Origin of the sequence: Legionella parisiensis (genome assembly GCF_001467945.1) — a bacterium.
Taxonomy (GTDB): Bacteria; Pseudomonadota; Gammaproteobacteria; order Legionellales; family Legionellaceae; genus Legionella; species Legionella parisiensis.
Genome location: NZ_LNYQ01000013.1, coordinates 1168508 through 1189842, shown reverse-complemented (window position 1 = coordinate 1189842; position 21335 = coordinate 1168508). Strand labels below are relative to the sequence as shown.

Genomic DNA, 21335 nt, shown 5'->3' with positions numbered 1-21335 from the left:
GGACGTCCCGCGGCTTGTCCGCGGGAGCCGGATTTAGCGAGCATTCATCGATTCCGCGCGAAAAAGCGGGGAACGTAGTTATTGATTTGAGTTTATAAATATAAGGCTTGTAAGTCGTTAGTGTAACGTCTGCCAAAAGCAGTGACTTGCCAGGATGTATCTGTGAGTGCAATCAGTTTTTTATGTTCTGCTGTTTTGAGTTTAGGGAGTAAGTCATGCAATGGCAAGCCTGTAGTTTGCGAGAAGAGTTCTAAGGGGATAGCTTGTTCCAATCGCGTAGCGTTAAGCATAAATTCAAAAAGAAGATCTTGGGCTTCTACCGTCTCTATACTGGCCAAAAAAGGTTTTTCTGAGCTAAGATATTCTTTAGGCTGGCGGTGTTTGCGTGTTCTTAGTATTCCATTTGGGGTAGTGATTTTGCCATGAGCACCTGCACCTATGCCCAGGTAATCACCAAATAGCCAGTAATTTAAATTATGCTGGGCTTGCCGCGCAGGTTTGGCAAAGGCGGAAATTTCGTAGCGTTCAAAACCTGACTCTTTAAGTAAAGCGAATCCTTCCTCTTCCAGTGGCCATACTTCATCTTCAGAAGGCAATGGAGGCTTTTGTTTGTAAAATACTGTATTGGGTTCTATGGTTAATTGATACCAAGACAAATGTTCTGGTTGGTGCGCAATTGCAGTACGCAAATCCTCAAGTCCTTGAGCTACGCTTTGCTTGGGTAAACTGTGCATGATATCCAGATTTAAGTTGTTAAAACCGGCGTTACGTGCTGAGTCAATGGCCCGATGAGCTTGTTGTGCGTCATGAATGCGACCCAGAGTGTGAAGATGCTCCGAATTAAAGCTTTGAATACCTAGAGAAAGCCGATTAATACCGATTTGTCGATATTCAGTAAAGCGTTGCTGTTCTACTGTTCCTGGATTTGCTTCCATAGTGATTTCAATATCTTGGACAAAGGACAAAAGATGCCTTAGTTCAGTAAATAAGGTGTCGTAGGCTTGGGCAGAAAAAAGGCTTGGAGTGCCTCCACCAATAAAAATAGAGCAAATTTCACGAGAATCGACGTACTGCAAATCATTTTTCAAATCAGCAATCAGTGCTTGGACATAATTTTGTTCCGGTAAAATCTCAGGACTTTTATGGGAATTAAAATCACAGTAAGGGCATTTGCGGATGCACCATGGGATGTGAATGTACAACGATAAAGGAATCATTACTCTTTTTAGACTGGCTTGTTTGGGAATGCAATAGTATCATGTTGCGAGTTTTCTAACAAAAAATGTAATCATTCACGTTATGTTCTTCCGCTTTAGCGAGAGAGAATTTTCGATGGTTACCTGAAAAACAAGAGGAAATCACATGACAAATAAACGAGTTAGAGTTGCTGTTACCGGAGCTGCAGGACAAATTGGTTATGCATTATTGTTTCGGATCGCTTCGGGACAAATGTTCGGTGCAAATACTGAAGTGGAATTAAATTTACTTGAGCTTGAGGCGGCACTTCCTTCTCTGGAAGGGGTTGCTATGGAGTTGGACGATTGTGCTTTTCCCTTATTAAAACGTGTGGTTTGCACTTCAGATATAAATAAGGCGATGGATGGAATAAACTGGGCGTTATTGGTAGGCTCTGTTCCTCGCAAGCAAGGTATGGAACGTTCTGATTTATTGCAAATTAACGGCGGAATATTCACCAAGCAAGGTAAGGCGATTAATGATCATGCAAGCGATGATGTGCGCGTATTTGTAGTCGGTAATCCATGTAATACAAACTGCTTAATCGCTATGAATAATGCTAAAGACGTACCTAATGATCGTTTTTATGCCATGACCACGTTAGATGAATTAAGATCGCGTACTCAATTGGCTAAAAAAGCAGGAGTTGATATTACTGCAGTCACGCAAATGACCATTTGGGGAAATCATTCTTCGACTCAGTATCCTGATTTTTATAATGCGAAAATCAATGGAGTTTCTGCTGCTAAGGCGATTGATGAGTCATGGCTGAAGGACACTTTTGTTTCGACTGTACAACAGCGTGGTGCCGCAGTAATTAAAGCGCGTGGTTCTTCTTCTGCTGCTTCAGCTGCCAATGCCATTATCACGGGTGTCAATCATTTAGTTACTGATACTCCTGCTGGAGAGTCATTCTCTATGTGCCGTGCTTCTAAGGGCGAATATGGTGTGGATGAAGGCTTAATATTCTCCTTCCCTTGCCGACGTGAACATGGTGAGTTAACAGTAGTTGAAGGCTTGTCTTTTAACGATTATGGCCGTGAAATGTTTGACAGAACTTTAGATGAGCTAAGACAAGAGCGCGATACAGTGAAGTCTTTAGGCTTGTTGGACTAAGGATAATTTCTCATATGACCCGGGGGAGGCCATCCGCGGAACCTGGGTTCTTGCTCATCGACCGATCATTTAAATTTGTGGCTTCGAATATTCATCTTCTGCAAATGAAGGGTATTCTTGACGATTTTTATATTCGTCACTTTGGTATATTTGAAAAAATTCAGAGCCGTCTAAAATCGCTTTGGCTTCGGAATTACGTAAAAGCGTAGAAATTGAGCGCCCATTCGATAATACTCCATTTAGTCTCTCTATAAGCTGTTCTACCTGGACGAATGGATTTGGATGTTCTTGCAGCAACTCAGGCAAATATTGGATTATTGCTTGGGCTATTTGCACATCAGTTAAATAAAAAATTAAGCGTGTACCTGAAATCTGAATAAAATTTTCTTTGGACTCCATAATTAAGCGTGATAGAAACTCTGGATCTTTTTTCAAATGAGAAATAAGTTTTTGACTAAATCCAAGCTGCTCTCGATGAGCGATTAACTGAGAATGCAGGGTGGGCTCTTGCTCAGTAGAAGCTTTTTCGGATATGGCATTTAACCAAGGGATAAATTCGATATCTTGTTGAGGATTTCGAAATGAGAATCTTGGTGAAACTTTAGGATGAGCGATATATTTGTTCCAGTCAACAGGGGGCATTTGATATTGGGCTGCCATAGTATCAATTGAATTTTTCATAAGTGCAAAATTAATCTGCTTTTCATTAGTTTGCCACTTTTCGAAAAGATATAAAGCTGCGCCTAATGCTTGCACCAGTTCAATGAACGCAGTTTCTTCCCTGCGCTGCCGGTAATTGTCCAACGCTTCCTTGAGCCCCTGAATTTCAGAATATGTATATTTTCCGCTATTTCTTGGTTTTACCAAATGAAAAACGGACTCAACGGCTTCTGATAGTGCAGAAAAAGGGTCGTCCATAGATTCGTCCTCAACAGGAGTAGGCCCTTCTTTAAAAGTAGATTATAAAAAAGAAAATGCCAAGTTTTTTACATAATGCCTCTTAAAAAAATGGATTTGGTAAAAAATGCGCTTTAATTCTGGGTTTTTTGGGTGCAATGCCGCCTAAATTTTCAACTAACTTCCAAAAATCAATTTAGCGGTGTTATGCGCTTTGTCTCAGTGATTGTTTCGAGCAATTCTGATACAATAGACTCCTTCGGAAACGCTACTTCAGAGAGAGTCGCTTCGTCGATACGATACTCGAATCCTCATGTGACTTTGTGTACACCCCTGCTCCGTCACTTCTATCTGTAGTGAGTTTCCAAAGAAGTCTAATAAGTTTGCAATTTTTATGTGGTGGGATATGCCGTCTTTCAAAGTGGGCTTTGTGGTTACTATTGCCATTGTATTATGGGCTTCAGCATTCGTTGGAATACGCATCGGATTAGCTGCCTATTCTCCGGGTGCGCTTGCTCTTTTACGCTTTATTGTTGCGTCACTGTGCATGTTGATTATCTATTACAGTCTGGGCATTGAAAAACGCGTAGCGTGGAAAGATCGGCTTCAATTACTTCTTACTGGAATGGCTGGTATAGGGATTTACAATATTTGTTTAAATTATGGCGAGCTGAGTGTTTCTGCCGGTATAGCCAGCTTTATTCTTGGGTTAATGCCAGTGTTAACGGTCATTTTATCGTTGATTTTTTTACAGGAAAAGCTGGCGCGAGGGGTTTGGGTTGGCATCATCATTAGTATCTCTGGACTGGCTTTATTGGCGATCGACAACAACTCAGAGCCTGGAATGCAACAGGGAATTTTGGCAATTTTGGTGTCTGCTTTGATGGGCGCGATTTTAACGATTATTCAAAAGCAATTCGTGAGTATCTATCATCCTGTAGCAATTATTGCATGGGTGATGTGGGGTGGAACTCTGTTGTTATCCATATTTCTGCCTGACATGCTTCAGCAAATTCAAAGAGCAGACTTTCAAACTACCGCAGCAGTTGTTTATATGGGTATTTTTCCTGCAGCACTCGCATATCTGGCATGGGCTTATGTGCTGAAATACTTACCTGCTTCCAGTGCGTCCATTATGCTCTATGCCCTACCTATTGTATCAACCTTAATGGGATTTCTTTTGCTGAATGAACAGCCTTCATTCCTTTCTCTCGTTGGATGCAGCATTACTTTGGTAGGCGCGTTCATTGCCAATCGCTTTCAAATGCGCTTTTCTTTTACGCAGGAAAAGCAACTTTCTAATTGAACATGTAGGCTGGGTGAGCGATGCGAAACCCGGATTGTGTTGAATTGCTTCCCAAGGTCTGCTTTGTTGCACCCAAGCTACAAGTTTCTTGTTTATTCTCTGTGAAAAGAGAGAAACAGGGTTTATACTTTTGATTTTGAAGTCATTTGTGAGAGTACTCATGGAATTGAGAATTGATAATACCCCGTTTAAAGCTTTATTTCAGCCTTTAGATTTAGGCTTCACTCAATTAAAAAATCGATTGTTAATGGGCTCTATGCATACCGGTCTTGAAGAAGATAAGGACAGCCTAAATCGCTTGGCACAATTTTATCGGGAAAGAGCGCTTGGGGGAGTAGGATTAATCACAACAGGTGGTTTTGCACCGGATCGAGCCGGACGTTTAGCACCTTTTGCTGCTAAACTGACAAACAGTAAAGAGCAGCGCAAACATGAATTAATCACACATACAGTTCATGAAGCAGGTGGTAAAATTATTTTACAAGCTTTGCATGCCGGTCGTTATGGCTATCATCCGTTTATTGTTGCGCCCAGCCGCATCAAATCACCCATTAGTCCTTTTAAACCCTGGGTAATGAGCCAATATCGCATTAAAAAAACCATCAAACATTTTGCTCGGTGCGCTCGCCTTGCCCAATTGGCCGGTTATGATGGAATCGAAATTATGGGCAGTGAAGGCTATTTAATTAACCAGTTTATCGTGACGCATACCAATCAGCGTCAGGATGAATGGGGTGGTAGTTATACGAATCGTATTCGCTTTCCTATTGAGGTGGTCCGAAGTGTCCGTGAAGCAGTAGGCGAAAAATTTATCATCATTTTCCGCTTGTCGATGCTTGATTTGATTGCAGAGGGCAGTAATTGGGAAGAAGTGGTAATTCTCGCTAAAGCAATCGAAGAGGCAGGTGCTACGTTGATCAATACAGGAATTGGTTGGCATGAAGCACGAATTCCAACGATTGCCACTATGGTTCCTGCCGCAGCATTTACTCCTCTAACTCAACATATAAAGCCCGAAGTCAAAATTCCGGTAATTACTTCAAATCGCATTAATACACCTGAATTGGCGAATCAATTAATTGAGTCGGGGTTCGCAGATATGGTCTCTATGGCGAGACCCTTTTTAGCCGATCCCTTATTTGCTGAAAAAGCCAAAAAAGGGGAAAGTGAAGCCATTAATGTGTGTATTGCCTGCAATCAGGCGTGTCTTGATCGCGTCTTCGTGAATAAAACAGCTTCCTGTTTGGTGAATCCGCGTGCATGCAACGAAACGGAATTGATTTATGAGGTGACACCGAAACCCAAAACTATTGCTGTAGTGGGCTCAGGGCCTGCCGGACTTGCTTTTGCTACAGTTGCGGCCGAACGTGGGCATAAAGTGACTCTATTCGAAAAAAGTGCTCAACTTGGTGGACAATTTAATCTGGCAAAAAGAATCCCGGGTAAGGAGATTTTTCAACATACTCTGGATTATTTTAATTATCAATTGCAGAAATTTAAGGTAACGATTCTTTTAAATACTGAAGCAACACTAGAACAACTACAGGATTTCGATGAAATCGTTTTAGCCAGTGGAATTAAACCGCGAATTCCCGACATCAAGGGCATTGATCACCCTAAAGTCGCGAGTTACATCGATGTGATTACTGGAAAAAAAGAAATTGGCCAACGAGTTGCTATTATTGGTGCGGGTGGAATTGGTTTTGATGTGGCCGAATTTTTAACGCATGAGCATCCTGTGCCTACGGAGCAGTTTTATAATGAGTGGGGCATTGATATCTATGGAAAATATCGTGGTGGCATTAAACCCCCTGAAATTATTCCTAGCCCTCGCGAGGTCTATTTATTACAACGTAAAAAAGAAAAAATGGGCAAACGCTTAGGCAAAACAACTGGATGGATTCATCGTTTAAGTTTGAAACATAAACAGGTTAAGATGATTTCTGGAGTGAATTATGATGCGATCGATGATGAAGGGTTGCATGTCCAAATCAATGAAAAAGCACAGGTGTTCCCCGTAGATACAGTAGTGATTTGTGCGGGACAAATTGAATTAGCTGAATTGTTCACCCCTTTGAAAGAAGCTGGAAAGAGTGTGCATTTAGTGGGTGGCGCATATAAAGCGTTGGAGCTTGATGCACGCCACGCGATTGATCAGGCATGTCGTTTGGCGGCCTTGATTTAAAATGCAGCCCCGATGAATTGAAGTCAGATGGGTATCATGCAACTGGCTCTTGGTATCTCTGTCTACACCCTGCGGGCAAGTCGTGGGGCGGACATCCGAATATGCCTGGGCTGGTTTTTCAGCGATGAGTAGAAGATTCAGCTTCTTACACCAGGTTTATCCTGGAATACGACCAAATAGATCTTGGTTACGTCCAAGATCATTAACTTGATGGCAGTGAGGCGAGGCTATAATCCAGAAAAAAATCGTGTTATAATCATTGGCTTCCATTATCGCTTTGGATCCTTGAGCATATATCTCAACTAATGACATTCCCTAATCATTTCATAAATATAGTGCATTACTCTGTTTATTTTGTTATTATACTGTTCAATTTTATATCACCAAACCTTTTGTAGGTTATTTTTTAATCGATCAGGATTTTTATGTCTCAAGAAATCACAAGCTTCTCGTCCTTTAATTTTTCAGATGCTTTAAACAAAGCGCTAGAGGATATGAAGTTTACCACGCCCTCTCCAATCCAGGCCCAAACGATTCCTTTACTTCTGGAAGGTCGGGATGCAATTGCTCTGGCACAAACAGGAACAGGAAAAACGGCTGCTTTTGCCTTGCCCATATTGCAAAATTTATCCCCCAATGTACAGGACACTCAAGCATTAATTTTAGCTCCTACCCGTGAATTAGCGATTCAGGTTGCAGAACAGTTTGAAATATTAAGTGCCAATCAACGTGGAATCACAGTTGCTGTTCTATGTGGTGGTCAAGATTACGGCCGTCAATTAAAACAATTAAGAGCAGGTGCTCAGGTAGTGGTGGGAACTCCAGGCCGTATTTTAGATCACATCGATAGACGTACTTTGCAATTAGATAAATTGCGTACATTCATTCTGGATGAGGCAGATGAAATGCTGCGGATGGGCTTTATTGAAGATATTGAAGCCATCATGGCGAAATTGCCGGAGAAGAAACAAATAGGTCTCTTTTCAGCAACTATGCCTCACCGCATACGCCAAATTGCCAATACTTATTTGCATAATCCTGTTTCAATAGAAATACGCTCAGAAACAGCTACAGTAAAAAGTATTGAGCAACGATTTTTATTTGCATCGGGACATCAAAAGCCTGACGCATTATTGCGCTTGTTGGCAGTAGAAGAATATCAAGGCGTTATCGTATTTGTGCGCACTAAAAGCAGCACGGAAGAAGTTGCAGAAGTATTGCAACAACAAGGATTGCGCGCGATGGCCATTCATGGCGATATTACCCAGGCTTTACGTGAACGTATTATTGCGCAATTCAGACAAGGAGCAATTGATATACTGGTTGCTACAGACGTTGCCGCACGGGGTTTGGATGTGGAGCGGGTAACTCATGTCATTAACTATGATTTACCGCACGATAATGAAACCTATGTACATCGCATCGGAAGAACAGGTAGAGCAGGGCGTTCTGGGGTAGCTATTTTATTCGTAACCCCTAAAGAATCACGCTTGATTAGCAGCATTGAGCGACATACTCGTCAGCGTATTACCAAAGTACCTGTCCCTAATGACCATATGATCCAAGTCGCACGACAACAGCGTTTTGTAGCAAACATCACTGCACGATTAGAACATGAAAACCTACCTCCTTACAGACGAATTATTGAAGAATACATTAAAGAAAATGATGTTTCTGCTTTGGATGTTGCTGCAACGCTTGCCTTATTGTTAAACAAAGACTTACCTTGGCAAAAAGAACAAGTTTTACCTAAATCACCACGTGCGACTAAAGAAGGACGTGTTGAGCGTGGCGGCAAATTTGAGCGTTCTCGCGATGAGAGAAAAGGATTTACTGCAGACAAGAAAGGTTCCCGGGAAGGACGTAAAAAAGTTAGTGATGAATTTTCAGGGCAAGATTTATTCCGCATTGATGTGGGTAAAATTCATGGAGTAAAACCAGGTAATATTGTCGGCGCTATTGCTAATGAAGCGGGTTTGCAAAGCAAACACATTACTGGTCTTAAAATTCATGAAGATCATTCAACGGTACGCTTACCAAAAGATATGCCTAAAGAAGTAATGAATGATTTAACTAAAGCATGGGTTTGTGGGCGTCAGTTAAAAATAACCTTGATTGGTAGCGCAGGATAAGCAACTCGGGTAGTAGAACGACCTGTTCTCCGTATAGTAGTCTGGATGCAGGACAGCGAAACCGGTTTCGCTGTCCTGCATCCCAACAATATGAAGAAAATGTCCGTGACCTGCTGCGTTTACGCTTTGTAAGACAATAATGCTATTGTTGTAGCAGCTGCAGCCATTACAACTAAACCTGCTGTAACTGGAGTAAAAAACGCGTAAGGGTTTTCACTGTTTTCTGTTTTATTTTTAAGATCTGTTTTAATTCGTTTAATATTTTCTTTTACTGAACCAATTCTGATATTGGGGTTGGTCTTTTCAGTGATCATGGGTAGGTATTGATCCAGAAACTCCTTATTGGCAGCATTTAGTTCCTGGGCTCGCGTATCACTTTCCGAATAAAATGATAAAGAGCTACGAGCAATTGCTTCAAATACAGTGGCACTCAAACTGAGCTTGTCTTGTTCATTCCATTGTGCTGAGTCAGTTATTTTGCTATTGAGCTGATAGCGTGAACTAGGGGCTTTATTTTCGGTATAATGCTGTATTGCGTCTTCTAGCTCCATATTATTAGAAAGAATTTGTTCCATGCATTCAAGACATTTGAGGATGAAGTTTTGTTCAAAAGTCATGGCTTGAGCCTCCATGGCAAAAAATACTAATATAAATACCTTTTAATTAAGGAGCAATCGAAAAAAAACAAAGGGTGCTTCTTTGTCTACGAAATAAGCATAACTTTGACTTGGAGGGCTATTTTTATGGAGGTTGATTTTATTTAACTAATTGATAAATATATAAAAATAATAAAAAATTGGTTTATGCAAAAAAATTGCTTATCAATGATCTTTCATACTATAATGCGGATTGACTTTGTTTTTAAAATAACCAGATACACTCTTCAAAAATTCAGTGCAGTAGCCATTCGTGATATGATGTCACTGCTTTTTTTAGGATTAGAACTTAAGGGTATTCATGAAACTGTTAGCAACTATAGGGGCATTTTTATTTTCTGGAATTGTTTGGGCTACACCTCTTCATAATATAGTTGTATTTGGTGATAGTTTGTCTGATAACGGCAATTTATATAAATTTATGAAGTATCAATTACCTCCATCCCCTCCTTACTTCGAAGGTCGCTTTTCAAATGGACCCGTGTGGATAGAACATGTAATTGCTTCTTACTTTCCTGAAAATCCTGAGGTGCATTTATTAGATTATGCTTATGGCGGTGCTGGTGTGTCTGAGGAGGAAGGGGCTGATGATGTATTGTTTACTTTGAGAAGAGAAGTGAACAACTATTTATTAGAACATAATGACAAAGCGAGTGAAGACAGTCTTTTTGTTTTATGGATAGGTTCAAATAACTACCTCGCATTTCCTGCAGAAATTGAACAAACACTTCACGATGTGCATGCAGGTATTGTGCATAGCATCCAGCGTTTGGTAGAAAAGGGTGCGAAACATATTTTAGTAGTCAACTTACCCGATTTGGGAAGAACTCCCGCAGCAATTGAATTTGGTTCAGTGGATACAATGACCTATTTTGCGAAGGAACATAACAATTTATTAAGTAAATCGATGGATGATTTTCGACAAGAATACCCGGATGTGGAATGGCTCTATTATGATCTGCACCAAGCTTTTGAAGAAGTTATGACACACCCCGAAGACTATGGTTTTACCAATATAACAGGTACCTGTGTTAATTCTGTAGTTGAGGACATAACAAAAACATCAGTCTTAAAAATGGCGATATCCGTTAAACCTAAAATAAACGCGGATGGATGCACCGGTTATTTGTTTTTTGATTTAGTGCATCCCACTGCATTGGCGCATGAGATTCTAGGGAAAAGAGCCAAAGAAATGTTGGATCAAGCAGGTGTAGAGCTGACGGATTAGAGAGCATTTTTAAATGTCTAGGTGCGCTCATGCGCACTAGTTGAATTGATCCCATCATTTATTAGGATGATATGAAATATATTACCAGGATAGTTCTACTCTTTTTATTCTTATGTTCAGCTGCATTTGCAGACAAACTGGCGATTAACGTTGATGGCAAAAACATCGATTTATCTTATTGGCCTGCGAAAAAAGAAAAATATGGGGCAGTTCTCCTGGTAAATGGTGGTGCACAAGCACAATCCTCTATATTGTTAGATAGCTTGGCAAATGAATTAGCCCAAAATGGATGGCAGGTTGTATTGCTCAATAATGACAGCAGTATTACTGTGCCCTGGATCAAACAATTTCCTGAAGTAGTTGCCGTTTTACGCAAGCAAAAAAATATACGCGTAGTGATGGTGCATTACGGAGAGCAATTAAAACAAACATTCGATTATCTGGGAAAGCCTCCTGTACCCGAAATTGAAGGTTTGATTCTGTTATCTGCTTTCAATACTCCCCGGACTGCAGATAAAAAGCCTGAATTACATATGCCAGTTTTTGATATTGTTGGCCAGTTTGATTTTGACCTGATCAAGCAAGAAATGGCAGCGAGGAAAAAGGAATTTGGGATCAATAAAAACAATTACTTAGCTATAGAAATACCCGGCGCCCATCATGATTATGAATACAGTAGACAACTTCTTTTTTCATTTATTCACGGTTGGATGGTAAAACTTCCTAAACTTCGACCTAAATCTCCACCGCTTATGTACTCTTAATTGGGTATCGATCGCTGCTTTTTTCCTGAATCAATTAGCAGAAAATAAGAAGTGTGATTGGCGTTGTTATTTTGAGCAATCTCCTGAACTGCATCCGTGCTTTCTTTGAAGTTTACCAGCCTTTACTGGTACAAATTAATTCATATGCTTTTACAATTTTCTGGGTTTTTTCATTTGCCATTTTTATCATTTCTTGAGGTAAGCCCTGGGCGATTAATTTATCCGGATGATTACGACTTAGCAAACGTCTATAGGCTTTTTTCACTTCTTGTTTGCTAGCATCAGATGCTACTTCCAAAAGCGCATAAGCATAGTCCAATTTTGTTTGTGTGGGTCGATAATTGTATCTACTGTAGGAGGAATAGGAGTGAGAGGATGAATAGGATTGTTGCGATTGTTCTGATTGTTGTTTGTCATTTTGTGGTTCTGCTGAGTAATCCGCGCCAAAATCTTCATAAAAGCGATATTGTTTGTGAAGCGGTGCGAAATCCAGCTTGGAAAAAATTTTATCCAGTACTTTAATTTTTTTTGTGTCCAATCCATCAGCCTGGGCTGCACGATATTGAATATCAATAAATAGCTTTAACAAGTCACGGTTATCTTCGCAGATTTCTTTTAAATTTTCGAGCGCGCTATCTAAGTTAAACTGCGGTTGCTTTCCTTCATTAAAGAAATGTTTTGCCAATGCTTTTTGCTCGCTGCTCAAGCGCATCTCATCCATGAATAAACGTGCCATATTCAGTTCTTGTTCACTGACGCGACCATCGGCTTTAGCTAAATGTCCCATAATGGAAAAGGTGGATTCAAAAAAGACCTTCTGGATCGCTTGACGTTTTTCAGCGTAATATATCCAATGAGGATTAGAAAAATAAGTATACAAACCACGATCAAAAAAATTACCTACTAAAAGGCCAAAAATTGCCCCGATAGGACCATCGATTAAATAACCAAAAAATGCGCCAATAATCTTTCCCCACCAAGTGGATACAATGAAAAATTCCCGAAAAGACATTACAAAGGATCCCTTAAATTAAGTCATTAAAATTTGATTTTATCGCTTATACCACATTTTAAGTATATACTGTCGTTTTTTGGGTTGGGTTTTATATGCGATTTTTTTACTCTTTTTTAATGTATTTGCTGACTCCTTTTTTACTCATTCGCTTGTGGTGGAAAGGAAAAAGCTTGCCTGCATATAGGGAGCGCATATCAGAACGCTTTTTTCTTGGTAAACACGAGTATAAACCTTTTGATGTATGGATTCACGCAGTATCTTTAGGTGAAGTTATTGCGGCTATCCCGCTCATTGATGCCATGCTGGAGAAAAATTGGTCTTTATTGGTTACTACCATTACTCCAACAGGTTCCGAAAGAGTACAAGCACGCTTTGGTAACAAGGTCGCTCATCAATACCTGCCCTATGATCTTTCCGGCATACTTAAACGCTTCTTTAAACAAATTCGCCCGCGTGTGGGTATCATTATGGAAACTGAACTATGGCCGAATTTAATTTATCAGGCCCGAGCCGCAAAAGTCCCTTTATTGCTTGCCAATGCACGAATATCTGATGATTCTTTGAATGGTTATAAGAAGATTAAATTTTTGATTAAACCGATTCTGAATCAATTTTCTGCCATTTTAGCGCAGGGAGATGAAGACGCGCGACGTTATATCACCCTAGGGGCAAGAAAAGAGATAGTACATGTTTTAGGGAATATGAAATTTGATTTGCAAACTAATACGATAGACAGCAAAGGCTTTAGTGATTTAAAAAACCGTTGGGGAACCGAACGTGTAACCGTTATTGCAGCAAGCACTCATGAGAATGAAGAGGCACAGATTTTATCTCATTTAAAACGCTTGCAACAAGCAATACCTGATGTTGTCTTATTAATTGCTCCACGGCATCCTGAACGATTCCAGGCAGTTTATCAGTTATGTATGCAATCAGGATTTAAAACCGGATTACGTTCTAATTTAAATACCTTAAACCCCGAAAATGAAATTGTGGTGTTAGACAGTCTGGGTGAGCTTTTAGGGTTATATCAGATTAGTGATTATGCTTTTGTAGGCGGTAGTTTGGTTCCGGTCGGTGGACATAACGTTTTGGAGCCAATTGCAATGAATGTTCCCGTACTAAGTGGGAGTCTGGTTCATAATTTTAAAGCCATTTGCAACGATTTAGAGGCTGCTCGCGGTATTCTGTTGGTACACCAGGCAAATGAACTCATTGATGGAATTATTAAATTGCACTCTGATTCGAAGTTTCGTCAGCAGATGATTCAAAATGCTGCCGCTGTTTTTGAAAAAAACAAAGGGTCTGTTACTCGCCATTTACAGCAAATTGAAGGAGTGATTTAGGATAGTTATCCGTCACTACGTTACATTACCTCCACTTTGTAACGCGCTTTATGTGTCGCGGTGATCCCTATATTACGTCAACTTTGCGTAGGGTCATCCCTGTGAAGGCAGGGATCCATTTACCAATACAAAGTACATCTAAGCGAGTCAGGATATGTATATAATTGTCCAATTCCCAAGTGCGTGCTTTTTATCACGTATGAAAGACAAATAAAAAATGGAACGATAATTAGAAATTAACTTTATTGAGCAAAATAATCCTCCGTGGAATAATTTTGAACTATGGACTATTTGGGGAAATATATCCCTGCGTACGCAGGGATGATTGCCTTTTAGCTATAATTAAACTTTTACTACGAACCTTGATTTTGTTTTTCTTTGATCTCAGACAAAGTCTTACAATCAATACACAATGTCGCAGTAGGTCTTGCCTCCAAACGTTTGAGGCCGATTTCGATACCGCAAGCTTCACAATAGCCGAAATCTTCGTTGCGCAGACGTTCTAAAGCATCCTCAATTTTCTTGATTAGTTTTCGCTCACGATCACGAGTACGTAATTCAATACTGAATTCTTCCTCTTGACTGGCTCTATCTGAGGGATCAGGAAAATTAGCCGCTTCATCCTTCATGTGCGTCACAGTTCGGTCGACTTCTTCCATCAATGATTGACGCCAAGCTAGCAATATTTTTTCAATATGTGCTAGCTGCTTTTCATTCATATACTCTTCCCCTGGGGCTTCCTTGTAAGGGGTAATTCCCATACTACCTATTGCGTCGTTTTTCACGTTGTGTCGTCTCTCATTGGTTTTATCGATTAATTGTTCAGTCATTTTAGCCTCCGTCCCCAACTCGTATACAACTTTGGTTTACAGAAAGCGGTTAGGTATACCAAAAAACTATTGTATCATCAATAAAATTATCGCCAACCCCCACTTACTCTGTCATTTCCCTGAATGTCTTGCCAACACTGTATGTTTTTATACTGTAACTGATTAAGTATAGTCTGTACTTCAAATTTTTGATCATAACCATGTTCTAGCAAGATCAGGGCGCCAGGTAGAAGGTACTCGTAACCTTGTTTAATAATATATTGTAGATCAGCTAAGCCTTCTTGACTACTCACTAAAGCATTTCGTGGTTCAAAACGCAAATCACCTTGCTTTAAATGGGGATCGTATTCTGAAATGTAAGGAGGATTAGCGACAAGGGCATGGTATTGCCGTTGAGGAATGTTATTAAACCAATTGGATTGATAAAAACTGACATTCTTTATCATATGTTTTTGTGCGTTCTCTTGCGCAATATTTAAGGCTTCCTGACTTATATCACCAGCAATAATATGCCAATGCGGTCTTTCTTTAGCGAGCGCTAGGGCGATTGCCCCGCTTCCTGTACCTAATTCCAGGATGTACCTATCTGGTTGATTAGGGATAAGTTCGAGAGCTAACTCGACTATTCGTTCTGTTTCATGGCGTGGAATTAAAGTATGCTCATTGACTTTTAAATTGAGTGACCAGAATTCGCGCTCACCGAGGAGGTAGGCAATGGGAACCCCTTGCGCTCTTCGGGCCATTAAATTTTGAAAGGCTTCCCATTGCTTTGCAGTTAATAATGCTTCAGGATGTGCAAAGAGATAAGCCCTTGTTTTGTTTAATGCGTGGCAAAGTAAAATTTCTGTTTCTAGATTAGGGTTTTTTCCCAGAGCGTTACGAATACTAATCATTTCGCCCTAGTTCTGCGAGCAATTCTGCATGGTATTCACGTTTTAAAGGTTCAATTACCAAGGCCAAATTGCCTTCCATCACATCACTAAGTTGATAGATAGTCAAATTAATTCGGTGATCGGTTAGCCGCCCTTGTGGGTAATTATAAGTACGAATTCGCTCAGAGCGATCACCAGAACCTACCAGTGACTTACGCGTTTGCGCTTGTTCTTTTCTCTGTTTGGTCTGTTCTGCATCAAGCAAGCGTGTTTTAAGTAACGACATCGCTTTGGCGCGGTTTTTATGTTGCGAACGCTCATCTTGGCATTCCACTACAACGCCAGTTGGAATATGCGTTATGCGTATGGCTGAATCTGTTTTATTGACGTGCTGCCCTCCAGCTCCTGAAGAACGGTATGTGTCGATACGCAAATCATCCGGATTAATTTGAATCTCATCAATTTCATCCACTTCAGGCATAATCGCCACAGTACATGCAGAGGTATGGACACGTCCTTGAGATTCAGTCTCAGGAACACGTTGTACACGATGAGCACCCGATTCGAATTTGAGTTGTGAATAGACCGCGTTACCGCTAATACGCACGATAATTTCTTTATATCCACCATGTTCTCCATGGCTTGCACTAATTAACTCTTGTTGCCAGCCCTGATCTTCTGCATATCGACTGTACATGCGATAAAGATCTCCGGCAAAAATTGCGGCCTCATCCCCACCGGTTCCTGCTCTGACTTCGAGATAAATATTACGTTCATCATCCGGATCTTTAGGAATCAAATGCCACTGTAATTGTTCGTCAAGCTCTTCTACTTCTTGTTGCGCAACTTCCAATTCTTCTGCTGCCATCGATGCCAGCTCTGGATCCTCACTTTCGAGTAACTCCTGCAGGGAAGAAAAGTTTTTTTTCGCCTCAATGTAGGTTTCATAACATGTTGCAACAGGTTCTAGTTGTGCATATTCTTTGGAAAGTGTTTTAAACTGATTTTGATCAGTAATAACCGAAGCTTCAGATAATAAGCGACCTACTTCCTGATATCGCTCAAGCATTTGCTGCAATTTGAGTTCAAGAGATTTCTTCATAGGATGATTGATGTGTTGTTGTATTAAAAAGATATTGTGCCAATGTAAATAAATCTTCTCGGCCATCTTTAGCGATTTGCCTTAAACCTGCGGTGGGATTATGTGTGAGTTTATTAACCAGGCGTTCACTAAATTCATTTAAAACGATCTGCTGACATTGTCCAGCAGAGAGTTTTTTCATGGCACGCTGCAATTCTTTTTGTGCCAAGTCTTGCATTTGGCTGCGGTAATCGCAAATGACCTTCTTCGCTTTAAGCGAGCGATGCTTGCGAATGTATTTATTCAGTTCCTCATCGATTAATTGTTCTGCATGTAATGCGGCATGGCGTCTTTCTTCCATGCCTTTGTCGATCATGGTTTGTAAATCATCAATGTTATAAAGATGTACTTCTCCCAAGTCCTTGATGTTTTCTTCTACATCTCGAGGAACAGATAAATCCAAAAAGAACATTGGCTTCTGATGTCGTTGATTTAATGCCTGTTCGACCAGGCTTTTATTAATGAAATGGATAGGACAATTGGTAGCAGAAACGATGACGTCTGCTTGGGGTAAATATTCAGCAATGTCCGTAATTGGAATGGTTTGCCCATTAAATGAATTGGCAAGCTTCTCTGCATTTTCTAGTGTCCTGCTTGCTATCATAAAACACTCAACACCTTGCTGGTGCAAATATTTTGCAACTAAAGAAGCGGTTTCACCAGAACCAATCAGAAAAACATTTAATGGTTTGTAGTCTGTAAAAAGTTGGCCTATTAATTGGACTGCCGCATAGGCAATAGAAACAGGATTTGTACCAATACCACTTTGGGTGCGCACCCGCTTGGACGCACTAAATACATATTCAAAAATTGGCCGTAACACGGTTTTTATCGTCCCAAGATTGCAGGCATGTTGGTACGCTTGCTTCATTTGCCCAAGAACTTGAGGTTCGCCAATCATCATGGAATCTAAACCGCTGGCAACACGTAAAAGATGCTTGATTCCCTGGTTTCCTTTATGTACATAAAAAAATGGGGATAAGGAATCCAAGGGTAATTGATGTTCTTTAGTAAGCCAATGTGCGATGACCTGAGAATCTTGGGTATCACAGTAAATTTCTGTGCGATTGCAGGTAGATAATATAGCAGCTTCATTTACTTCCGGCAGTTTTAACAGGCTATGGAGCAAGGAATCTTGGATAGCCGGAGATAAGGCGACTTTTTCACGCACGTTTATTGGAGCAGTTTTGTGATTCAATCCGCAAGCAACAAACACCATAGAATATAAATTAGTTGAATATGAATTATTGAGTTAATCGTGGGATTGTAAACGATTAGTCATCAAATTTGTAGTGTAAGCAGTTGTATTTCTTTATTCTGATTCAAGAAAAATGATTTTTAAACCTGAATGAAGCCAGATCAGGACCTATGCGATAATTTTTCACCCGACTAGACTATAAAAAAATAGCTGTAAAATTAAAGTACATTTTTATTTGGCCGCTAACAATAGTAGAGGGTTTTATACAAAATCCCAAGTTATGGGGAGATCATCATGGATATAGTCCTGCAAGGTGAACATAGCGGCGAAGAGGCGGCACAAAGTCTCGCGCGTGTACTGGAATTGTTTAAAGAACGATATCATATCGCCGGATTTCGAGAAATTCATTTAACAGTGACGTTAATTGATGAGCAAGGCGATGACGTTGAATTAGTTGATAGTGAATCGAATCAGGCGTATCGTATTTTTGAAGTGTATCGTCAAGGCTATGAGTTAGATGGCAAAAAAGGAACACCCGTACTACAATTAGTTGTTGATAACACACGCTCGCGGTGAAGGAGTAGCTTATGTTTTTGGCAATTATCGCCATAATACTTACGTTAATTTTGGTAGTAGGAATCCATGAAGGTGGACATGCAATTGCAGCGCGCATTTTTGCAGTAAAAATCAAGAAAGTTTCCATAGGTTTTGGCAAACCGCTGTTGCGTTGGCAAAGTCGAAGCGGTTGCGAATGGGTATGGGCATTTTTTCCTTTAGGAGGGTACGTCCAGCTAGAAAATACGCGAATTAGTCCAGTAAAGCCTGCACAGCAGACAGGATGCTTTGATAAAAAACCCATCTGGCAGCGCATTTTAATTTTATTAGCCGGAGCTGCCGCGAATCTAATTACTGCTTGGTTTGCTTTGGTTCTTGTATATTGCATAGGACTGAGTTTTACATTACCAGAAATTAAAGAAGTGCTTCCTAATAGTGCCGCGTCCCAAGCAGGAATGCAGCCAGGTGATCAATTCGAATCCATTGACAATTCTACTACTTCGACTTGGAGCGATGTGGGAATGCGCTTGGTTATTCTTTGGGGGAAGAAGGATATTCCAGTAACGCTTATACAAGCTGATGGCAAAGAATCAAAAACAACGCTTGATTTAAGCGATGAGCAATTCCATGGGGTAAAAGGATCTTTATTATCGCAATTGGGGATTAAACCCAATACCACTGCAGCCAAAAGCATACTGCAAGCCTCATCTTTTATGGATGCAATTCAAAAAACGAACGAATTTATGCTCAATATGGTTTATTTTTTTCTGATGATATTGAAACAATTATTTACAGGAGTGATTCCATTTTCAGTATTGTTAGGCCCTATAGGTATTTTTGCGGCTTCCGTGGCTTCGCTGACACAAGGAGTGGTTGTTTTTCTATTTTTTATTGCCACCTTAAGTCTAGCCGTTGCCGTGATTAACCTCTTTCCTATTCCAGGATTGGATGGAGGTTCTATTGTTTATGCAATGATTGAAAAAGTCCGAGGCAAAGCAGTATCTGTACCCATGGAGCTTTTATTGCATCGGCTTGTAGTAATTGTGTTTTGTGTGTTATTAGTCCATTTGTTGATGAATGATTTGCAGCGAATCTAGGGGCTGTTTACCTTTCTACTCTCTTGGACAAACTGCCCCGATTTTCTGCGTTCCGATGCTCATGTACTATATGTATGCCGTGCTTCGGTATTCAAAAATCAGATCTAATTTTTAAGATTTATCCACGGTTCGAGCACAACACCATACATCTACCTTTTTTACCCCCGATTTTTTTAACGTAAATGCCAGCTCATTGGCTGTGCTGCCGGTAGTTAAGAGATCATCAACAATTGCTACATGGTGCCAGGGAATTTTTTTGACCTTAAAGGCACAACGTAAATTTTTTTTTCTTTGTTCGCTGTCAAGACTTGCTTGGGGCTCTGTATTAATGATCTTTTGACAACTGGTTAGGTCATAAGGCAACTGTAATTTTTTTGCGAGTAAACGAACTAAAACTGCGGCCTGGTTAAATCCGCGTGATTTAATTCGTTGTGGATGCATAGGGACAGGAATTAAACATTGAGGCATTTTTTCATTTTTTGGTAGTGAGAGATATATTAATTCACTTAAAAAGGATCCTAGATAAAGACCATTGTGGTATTTAAATTGGTGCAAAAGATTACGTAGAGGTTCCTCAAAGGCATAGGTCATGTATGCACGATCGAAATAAGGTATTTTTTTAATGCAGCGTCCGCAGACCGATAAATAAGTATCAGGTAAAGGACATGCGCAGTAGCGGCATGCAGGACCTAAACGAGTCATGAACTCAATGCATGGGGTACATACTGCCATTTTGCCGTTATGAAACTGATTACATAAAATACATATTGAGTACAAGCGTAAACTTTGTGTTAAACTCCATATTTTCTGGCGCACGAGTGTTGGATTCCTTTAATTTTTCCTGGTTTTATAATGGCTGTTATCAACGAAATTAGCAAGGCATTTAATCAACATGCCACTGAATATGAACTTGCTGCCAAAGTACAACAAGAAATTGGAGTGCGGCTATTAGATCGATTGCAATATTTGAGTATTAAGCCACAACGCATTCTTGATCTTGGGTGCGGGCCAGGTTTTTTTTCTTATGAGCTGAAGCAGGTTTATCCAAAAGCACAAGTTGTTGGTTTGGATTTGGCTCAGTTCATGTTGATTCAGGCAAAAAAAAAGCAAAGTTGGCGACGAAAGTGGCCTTTAGTGGCTGCAGATATGCGGCTGATGCCGTTTGCTACAGGTACGTTTGATTTAATTTTTACCAATCAAGTGATTCATTGGGGCGGTCCTTTGACGCCAGTTTTTCGTGAATTGAATCGTGTTATGAAAGCGAATGGTTGTTTGATGTTTACGACTTTGGGCCCTGATACATTTAAAGAATTAAAGCATGCGTGGGCAGGGGTAAATCATTATGCTCATGTGAATGAATTTGCTGACATGCATGATATCGGTGATTGCTTGATGTCTGAGCATTTTTTAGAGCCAGTAATGGATATGGAGTTATTGGCTGTGCATTATGAAACGCTACCCAAGTTATTACGTGCTTTAAAAGCCCAAGGAGTAAAAAATATTAATCCTCAAAGAAATCAAGGGTTAACTGGGAAAATGGCTTGGCGACAATTTGAACAAAACTACTCTACGTTGCAAACTGAGAAGGGTAAATATCCGTTGACGTACGAAGTCGTTTATGGACATGCCTGGAAAGGAGAGCAAAGAAAAACAGCACTGGGAATAGAAACTATGATTCCCATCTCACAGATAGCGCGGCGTAAAAGTAGTTTAAATGAAATGTAATATTATTAATTCAGCATGGAGGCTGTTTGCTTGTAA

General features: G+C 40.2%; 20 protein-coding genes. 10 read left to right on the top strand and 10 right to left on the bottom strand.

The features are described 5' to 3' along the window. Window positions 1-92 precede the first annotated feature (92 nt). Window positions 93-1217: a radical SAM family heme chaperone HemW gene (gene hemW / locus Lpar_RS11335; RefSeq protein WP_058518041.1), complete on the bottom strand. Its 1125-nt coding sequence runs from the start codon at window positions 1215-1217 to the stop codon at window positions 93-95. Between the two features lie 145 nt (window positions 1218-1362). Between hemW and Lpar_RS11330 the strand changes: the two genes are divergently transcribed. Beyond that, window positions 1363-2352, top strand: coding sequence for a malate dehydrogenase (locus tag Lpar_RS11330; protein WP_058518040.1), 990 nt, complete (start codon window positions 1363-1365; stop codon window positions 2350-2352). A 69-nt stretch (window positions 2353-2421) separates the two neighbouring features. Here the strand turns inward: Lpar_RS11330 and Lpar_RS11325 are convergent, their stop codons facing one another. Next, window positions 2422-3270, bottom strand: a complete 849-nt coding sequence (locus Lpar_RS11325; RefSeq protein WP_058518039.1) for a hypothetical protein — start codon at window positions 3268-3270, stop codon at window positions 2422-2424. 385 nt (window positions 3271-3655) lie between these two features. Between Lpar_RS11325 and Lpar_RS11320 the strand changes: the two genes are divergently transcribed. Then, complete coding sequence (locus tag Lpar_RS11320) at window positions 3656-4555, top strand: DMT family transporter (protein WP_058519248.1); 900 nt, start codon at window positions 3656-3658, stop codon at window positions 4553-4555. A gap of 160 nt (window positions 4556-4715) precedes the next feature. Then, window positions 4716-6740 (top strand): NADPH-dependent 2,4-dienoyl-CoA reductase, encoded by a 2025-nt coding sequence (locus tag Lpar_RS11315; RefSeq protein WP_058518038.1) that lies wholly within the window; start codon window positions 4716-4718, stop codon window positions 6738-6740. 156 nt (window positions 6741-6896) lie between these two features. Here Lpar_RS11315 and Lpar_RS18880 read toward each other — a convergent pair whose 3' ends face one another. Continuing rightward, complete coding sequence (locus tag Lpar_RS18880; protein ID WP_156416203.1) at window positions 6897-7052, bottom strand: hypothetical protein; 156 nt, start codon at window positions 7050-7052, stop codon at window positions 6897-6899. Window positions 7053-7165: 113 nt separating this feature from the next. Here Lpar_RS18880 and Lpar_RS11310 point away from each other — a divergent pair, with 113 nt between their 5' ends. Further along, complete coding sequence (locus Lpar_RS11310) at window positions 7166-8872, top strand: DEAD/DEAH box helicase (RefSeq protein ID WP_058518037.1); 1707 nt, start codon at window positions 7166-7168, stop codon at window positions 8870-8872. A 119-nt stretch (window positions 8873-8991) separates the two neighbouring features. On the opposite strand, the gene Lpar_RS11305 is transcribed toward Lpar_RS11310, so the two are convergent. Further along, window positions 8992-9489, bottom strand: a complete 498-nt coding sequence (locus tag Lpar_RS11305; RefSeq protein ID WP_058518036.1) for a hypothetical protein — start codon at window positions 9487-9489, stop codon at window positions 8992-8994. Window positions 9490-9829: 340 nt separating this feature from the next. On the opposite strand from Lpar_RS11305, the gene plaA reads away from it, so the two are divergent. Together plaA and Lpar_RS11295 are read left to right on the top strand one after the other, a co-directional pair. Then, window positions 9830-10756 (top strand): GDSL family lysophospholipase PlaA, encoded by a 927-nt coding sequence (plaA, locus tag Lpar_RS11300; RefSeq protein ID WP_058518035.1) that lies wholly within the window; start codon window positions 9830-9832, stop codon window positions 10754-10756. A 71-nt stretch (window positions 10757-10827) separates the two neighbouring features. Next, window positions 10828-11520 carry an alpha/beta fold hydrolase gene (locus Lpar_RS11295; RefSeq protein WP_058518034.1) on the top strand — a complete coding sequence of 231 codons (693 nt, stop codon included), beginning with the start codon at window positions 10828-10830 and terminating at the stop codon, window positions 11518-11520. A gap of 112 nt (window positions 11521-11632) precedes the next feature. Here the strand turns inward: Lpar_RS11295 and djlA are convergent, their stop codons facing one another. After that, the gene (gene djlA / locus Lpar_RS11290) at window positions 11633-12532 is read right to left on the bottom strand and encodes a co-chaperone DjlA (protein WP_058518033.1); all 900 of its coding nucleotides are present in this window, start codon (window positions 12530-12532) and stop codon (window positions 11633-11635) included. A 95-nt stretch (window positions 12533-12627) separates the two neighbouring features. Between djlA and waaA the strand changes: the two genes are divergently transcribed. Beyond that, on the top strand, window positions 12628-13881 hold the full coding sequence (waaA, locus tag Lpar_RS11285) for a lipid IV(A) 3-deoxy-D-manno-octulosonic acid transferase (RefSeq protein WP_058518032.1): 1254 nt from the start codon (window positions 12628-12630) through the stop codon (window positions 13879-13881). A gap of 353 nt (window positions 13882-14234) precedes the next feature. Here the strand turns inward: waaA and dksA are convergent, their stop codons facing one another. From dksA to hemA, 4 genes are all read right to left on the bottom strand, one after another. Then, window positions 14235-14711, bottom strand: a complete 477-nt coding sequence (gene dksA / locus Lpar_RS11280) for an RNA polymerase-binding protein DksA (protein WP_031562609.1) — start codon at window positions 14709-14711, stop codon at window positions 14235-14237. A gap of 86 nt (window positions 14712-14797) precedes the next feature. Beyond that, window positions 14798-15604: a peptide chain release factor N(5)-glutamine methyltransferase gene (gene prmC / locus Lpar_RS11275; protein WP_058518031.1), complete on the bottom strand. Its 807-nt coding sequence runs from the start codon at window positions 15602-15604 to the stop codon at window positions 14798-14800. Next, a complete protein-coding gene (prfA, locus tag Lpar_RS11270) occupies window positions 15597-16685 on the bottom strand; it encodes a peptide chain release factor 1 (RefSeq protein WP_058518030.1) in 1089 nt (362 codons plus the stop codon). The genes prmC and prfA overlap by 8 nt, the downstream gene beginning before the upstream one ends. After that, on the bottom strand, window positions 16669-17943 hold the full coding sequence (gene hemA / locus Lpar_RS11265; RefSeq protein WP_058518029.1) for a glutamyl-tRNA reductase: 1275 nt from the start codon (window positions 17941-17943) through the stop codon (window positions 16669-16671). The genes prfA and hemA overlap by 17 nt, the downstream gene beginning before the upstream one ends. 273 nt (window positions 17944-18216) lie before the next feature. Here hemA and Lpar_RS11260 point away from each other — a divergent pair, with 273 nt between their 5' ends. Both Lpar_RS11260 and Lpar_RS11255 read left to right on the top strand, forming a co-directional pair. Continuing rightward, window positions 18217-18498 (top strand): hypothetical protein, encoded by a 282-nt coding sequence (locus tag Lpar_RS11260; RefSeq protein ID WP_058518028.1) that lies wholly within the window; start codon window positions 18217-18219, stop codon window positions 18496-18498. An 11-nt stretch (window positions 18499-18509) separates the two neighbouring features. Next, window positions 18510-19574 carry a M50 family metallopeptidase gene (locus Lpar_RS11255; protein WP_058518027.1) on the top strand — a complete coding sequence of 355 codons (1065 nt, stop codon included), beginning with the start codon at window positions 18510-18512 and terminating at the stop codon, window positions 19572-19574. A 111-nt stretch (window positions 19575-19685) separates the two neighbouring features. Here the strand turns inward: Lpar_RS11255 and Lpar_RS11250 are convergent, their stop codons facing one another. Further along, window positions 19686-20390: a ComF family protein gene (locus tag Lpar_RS11250; protein WP_420324262.1), complete on the bottom strand. Its 705-nt coding sequence runs from the start codon at window positions 20388-20390 to the stop codon at window positions 19686-19688. Window positions 20391-20426: 36 nt separating this feature from the next. Here Lpar_RS11250 and bioC point away from each other — a divergent pair, with 36 nt between their 5' ends. Continuing rightward, on the top strand, window positions 20427-21299 hold the full coding sequence (gene bioC / locus Lpar_RS11245; protein WP_058518025.1) for a malonyl-ACP O-methyltransferase BioC: 873 nt from the start codon (window positions 20427-20429) through the stop codon (window positions 21297-21299). Window positions 21300-21335: the final 36 nt, after the last annotated feature.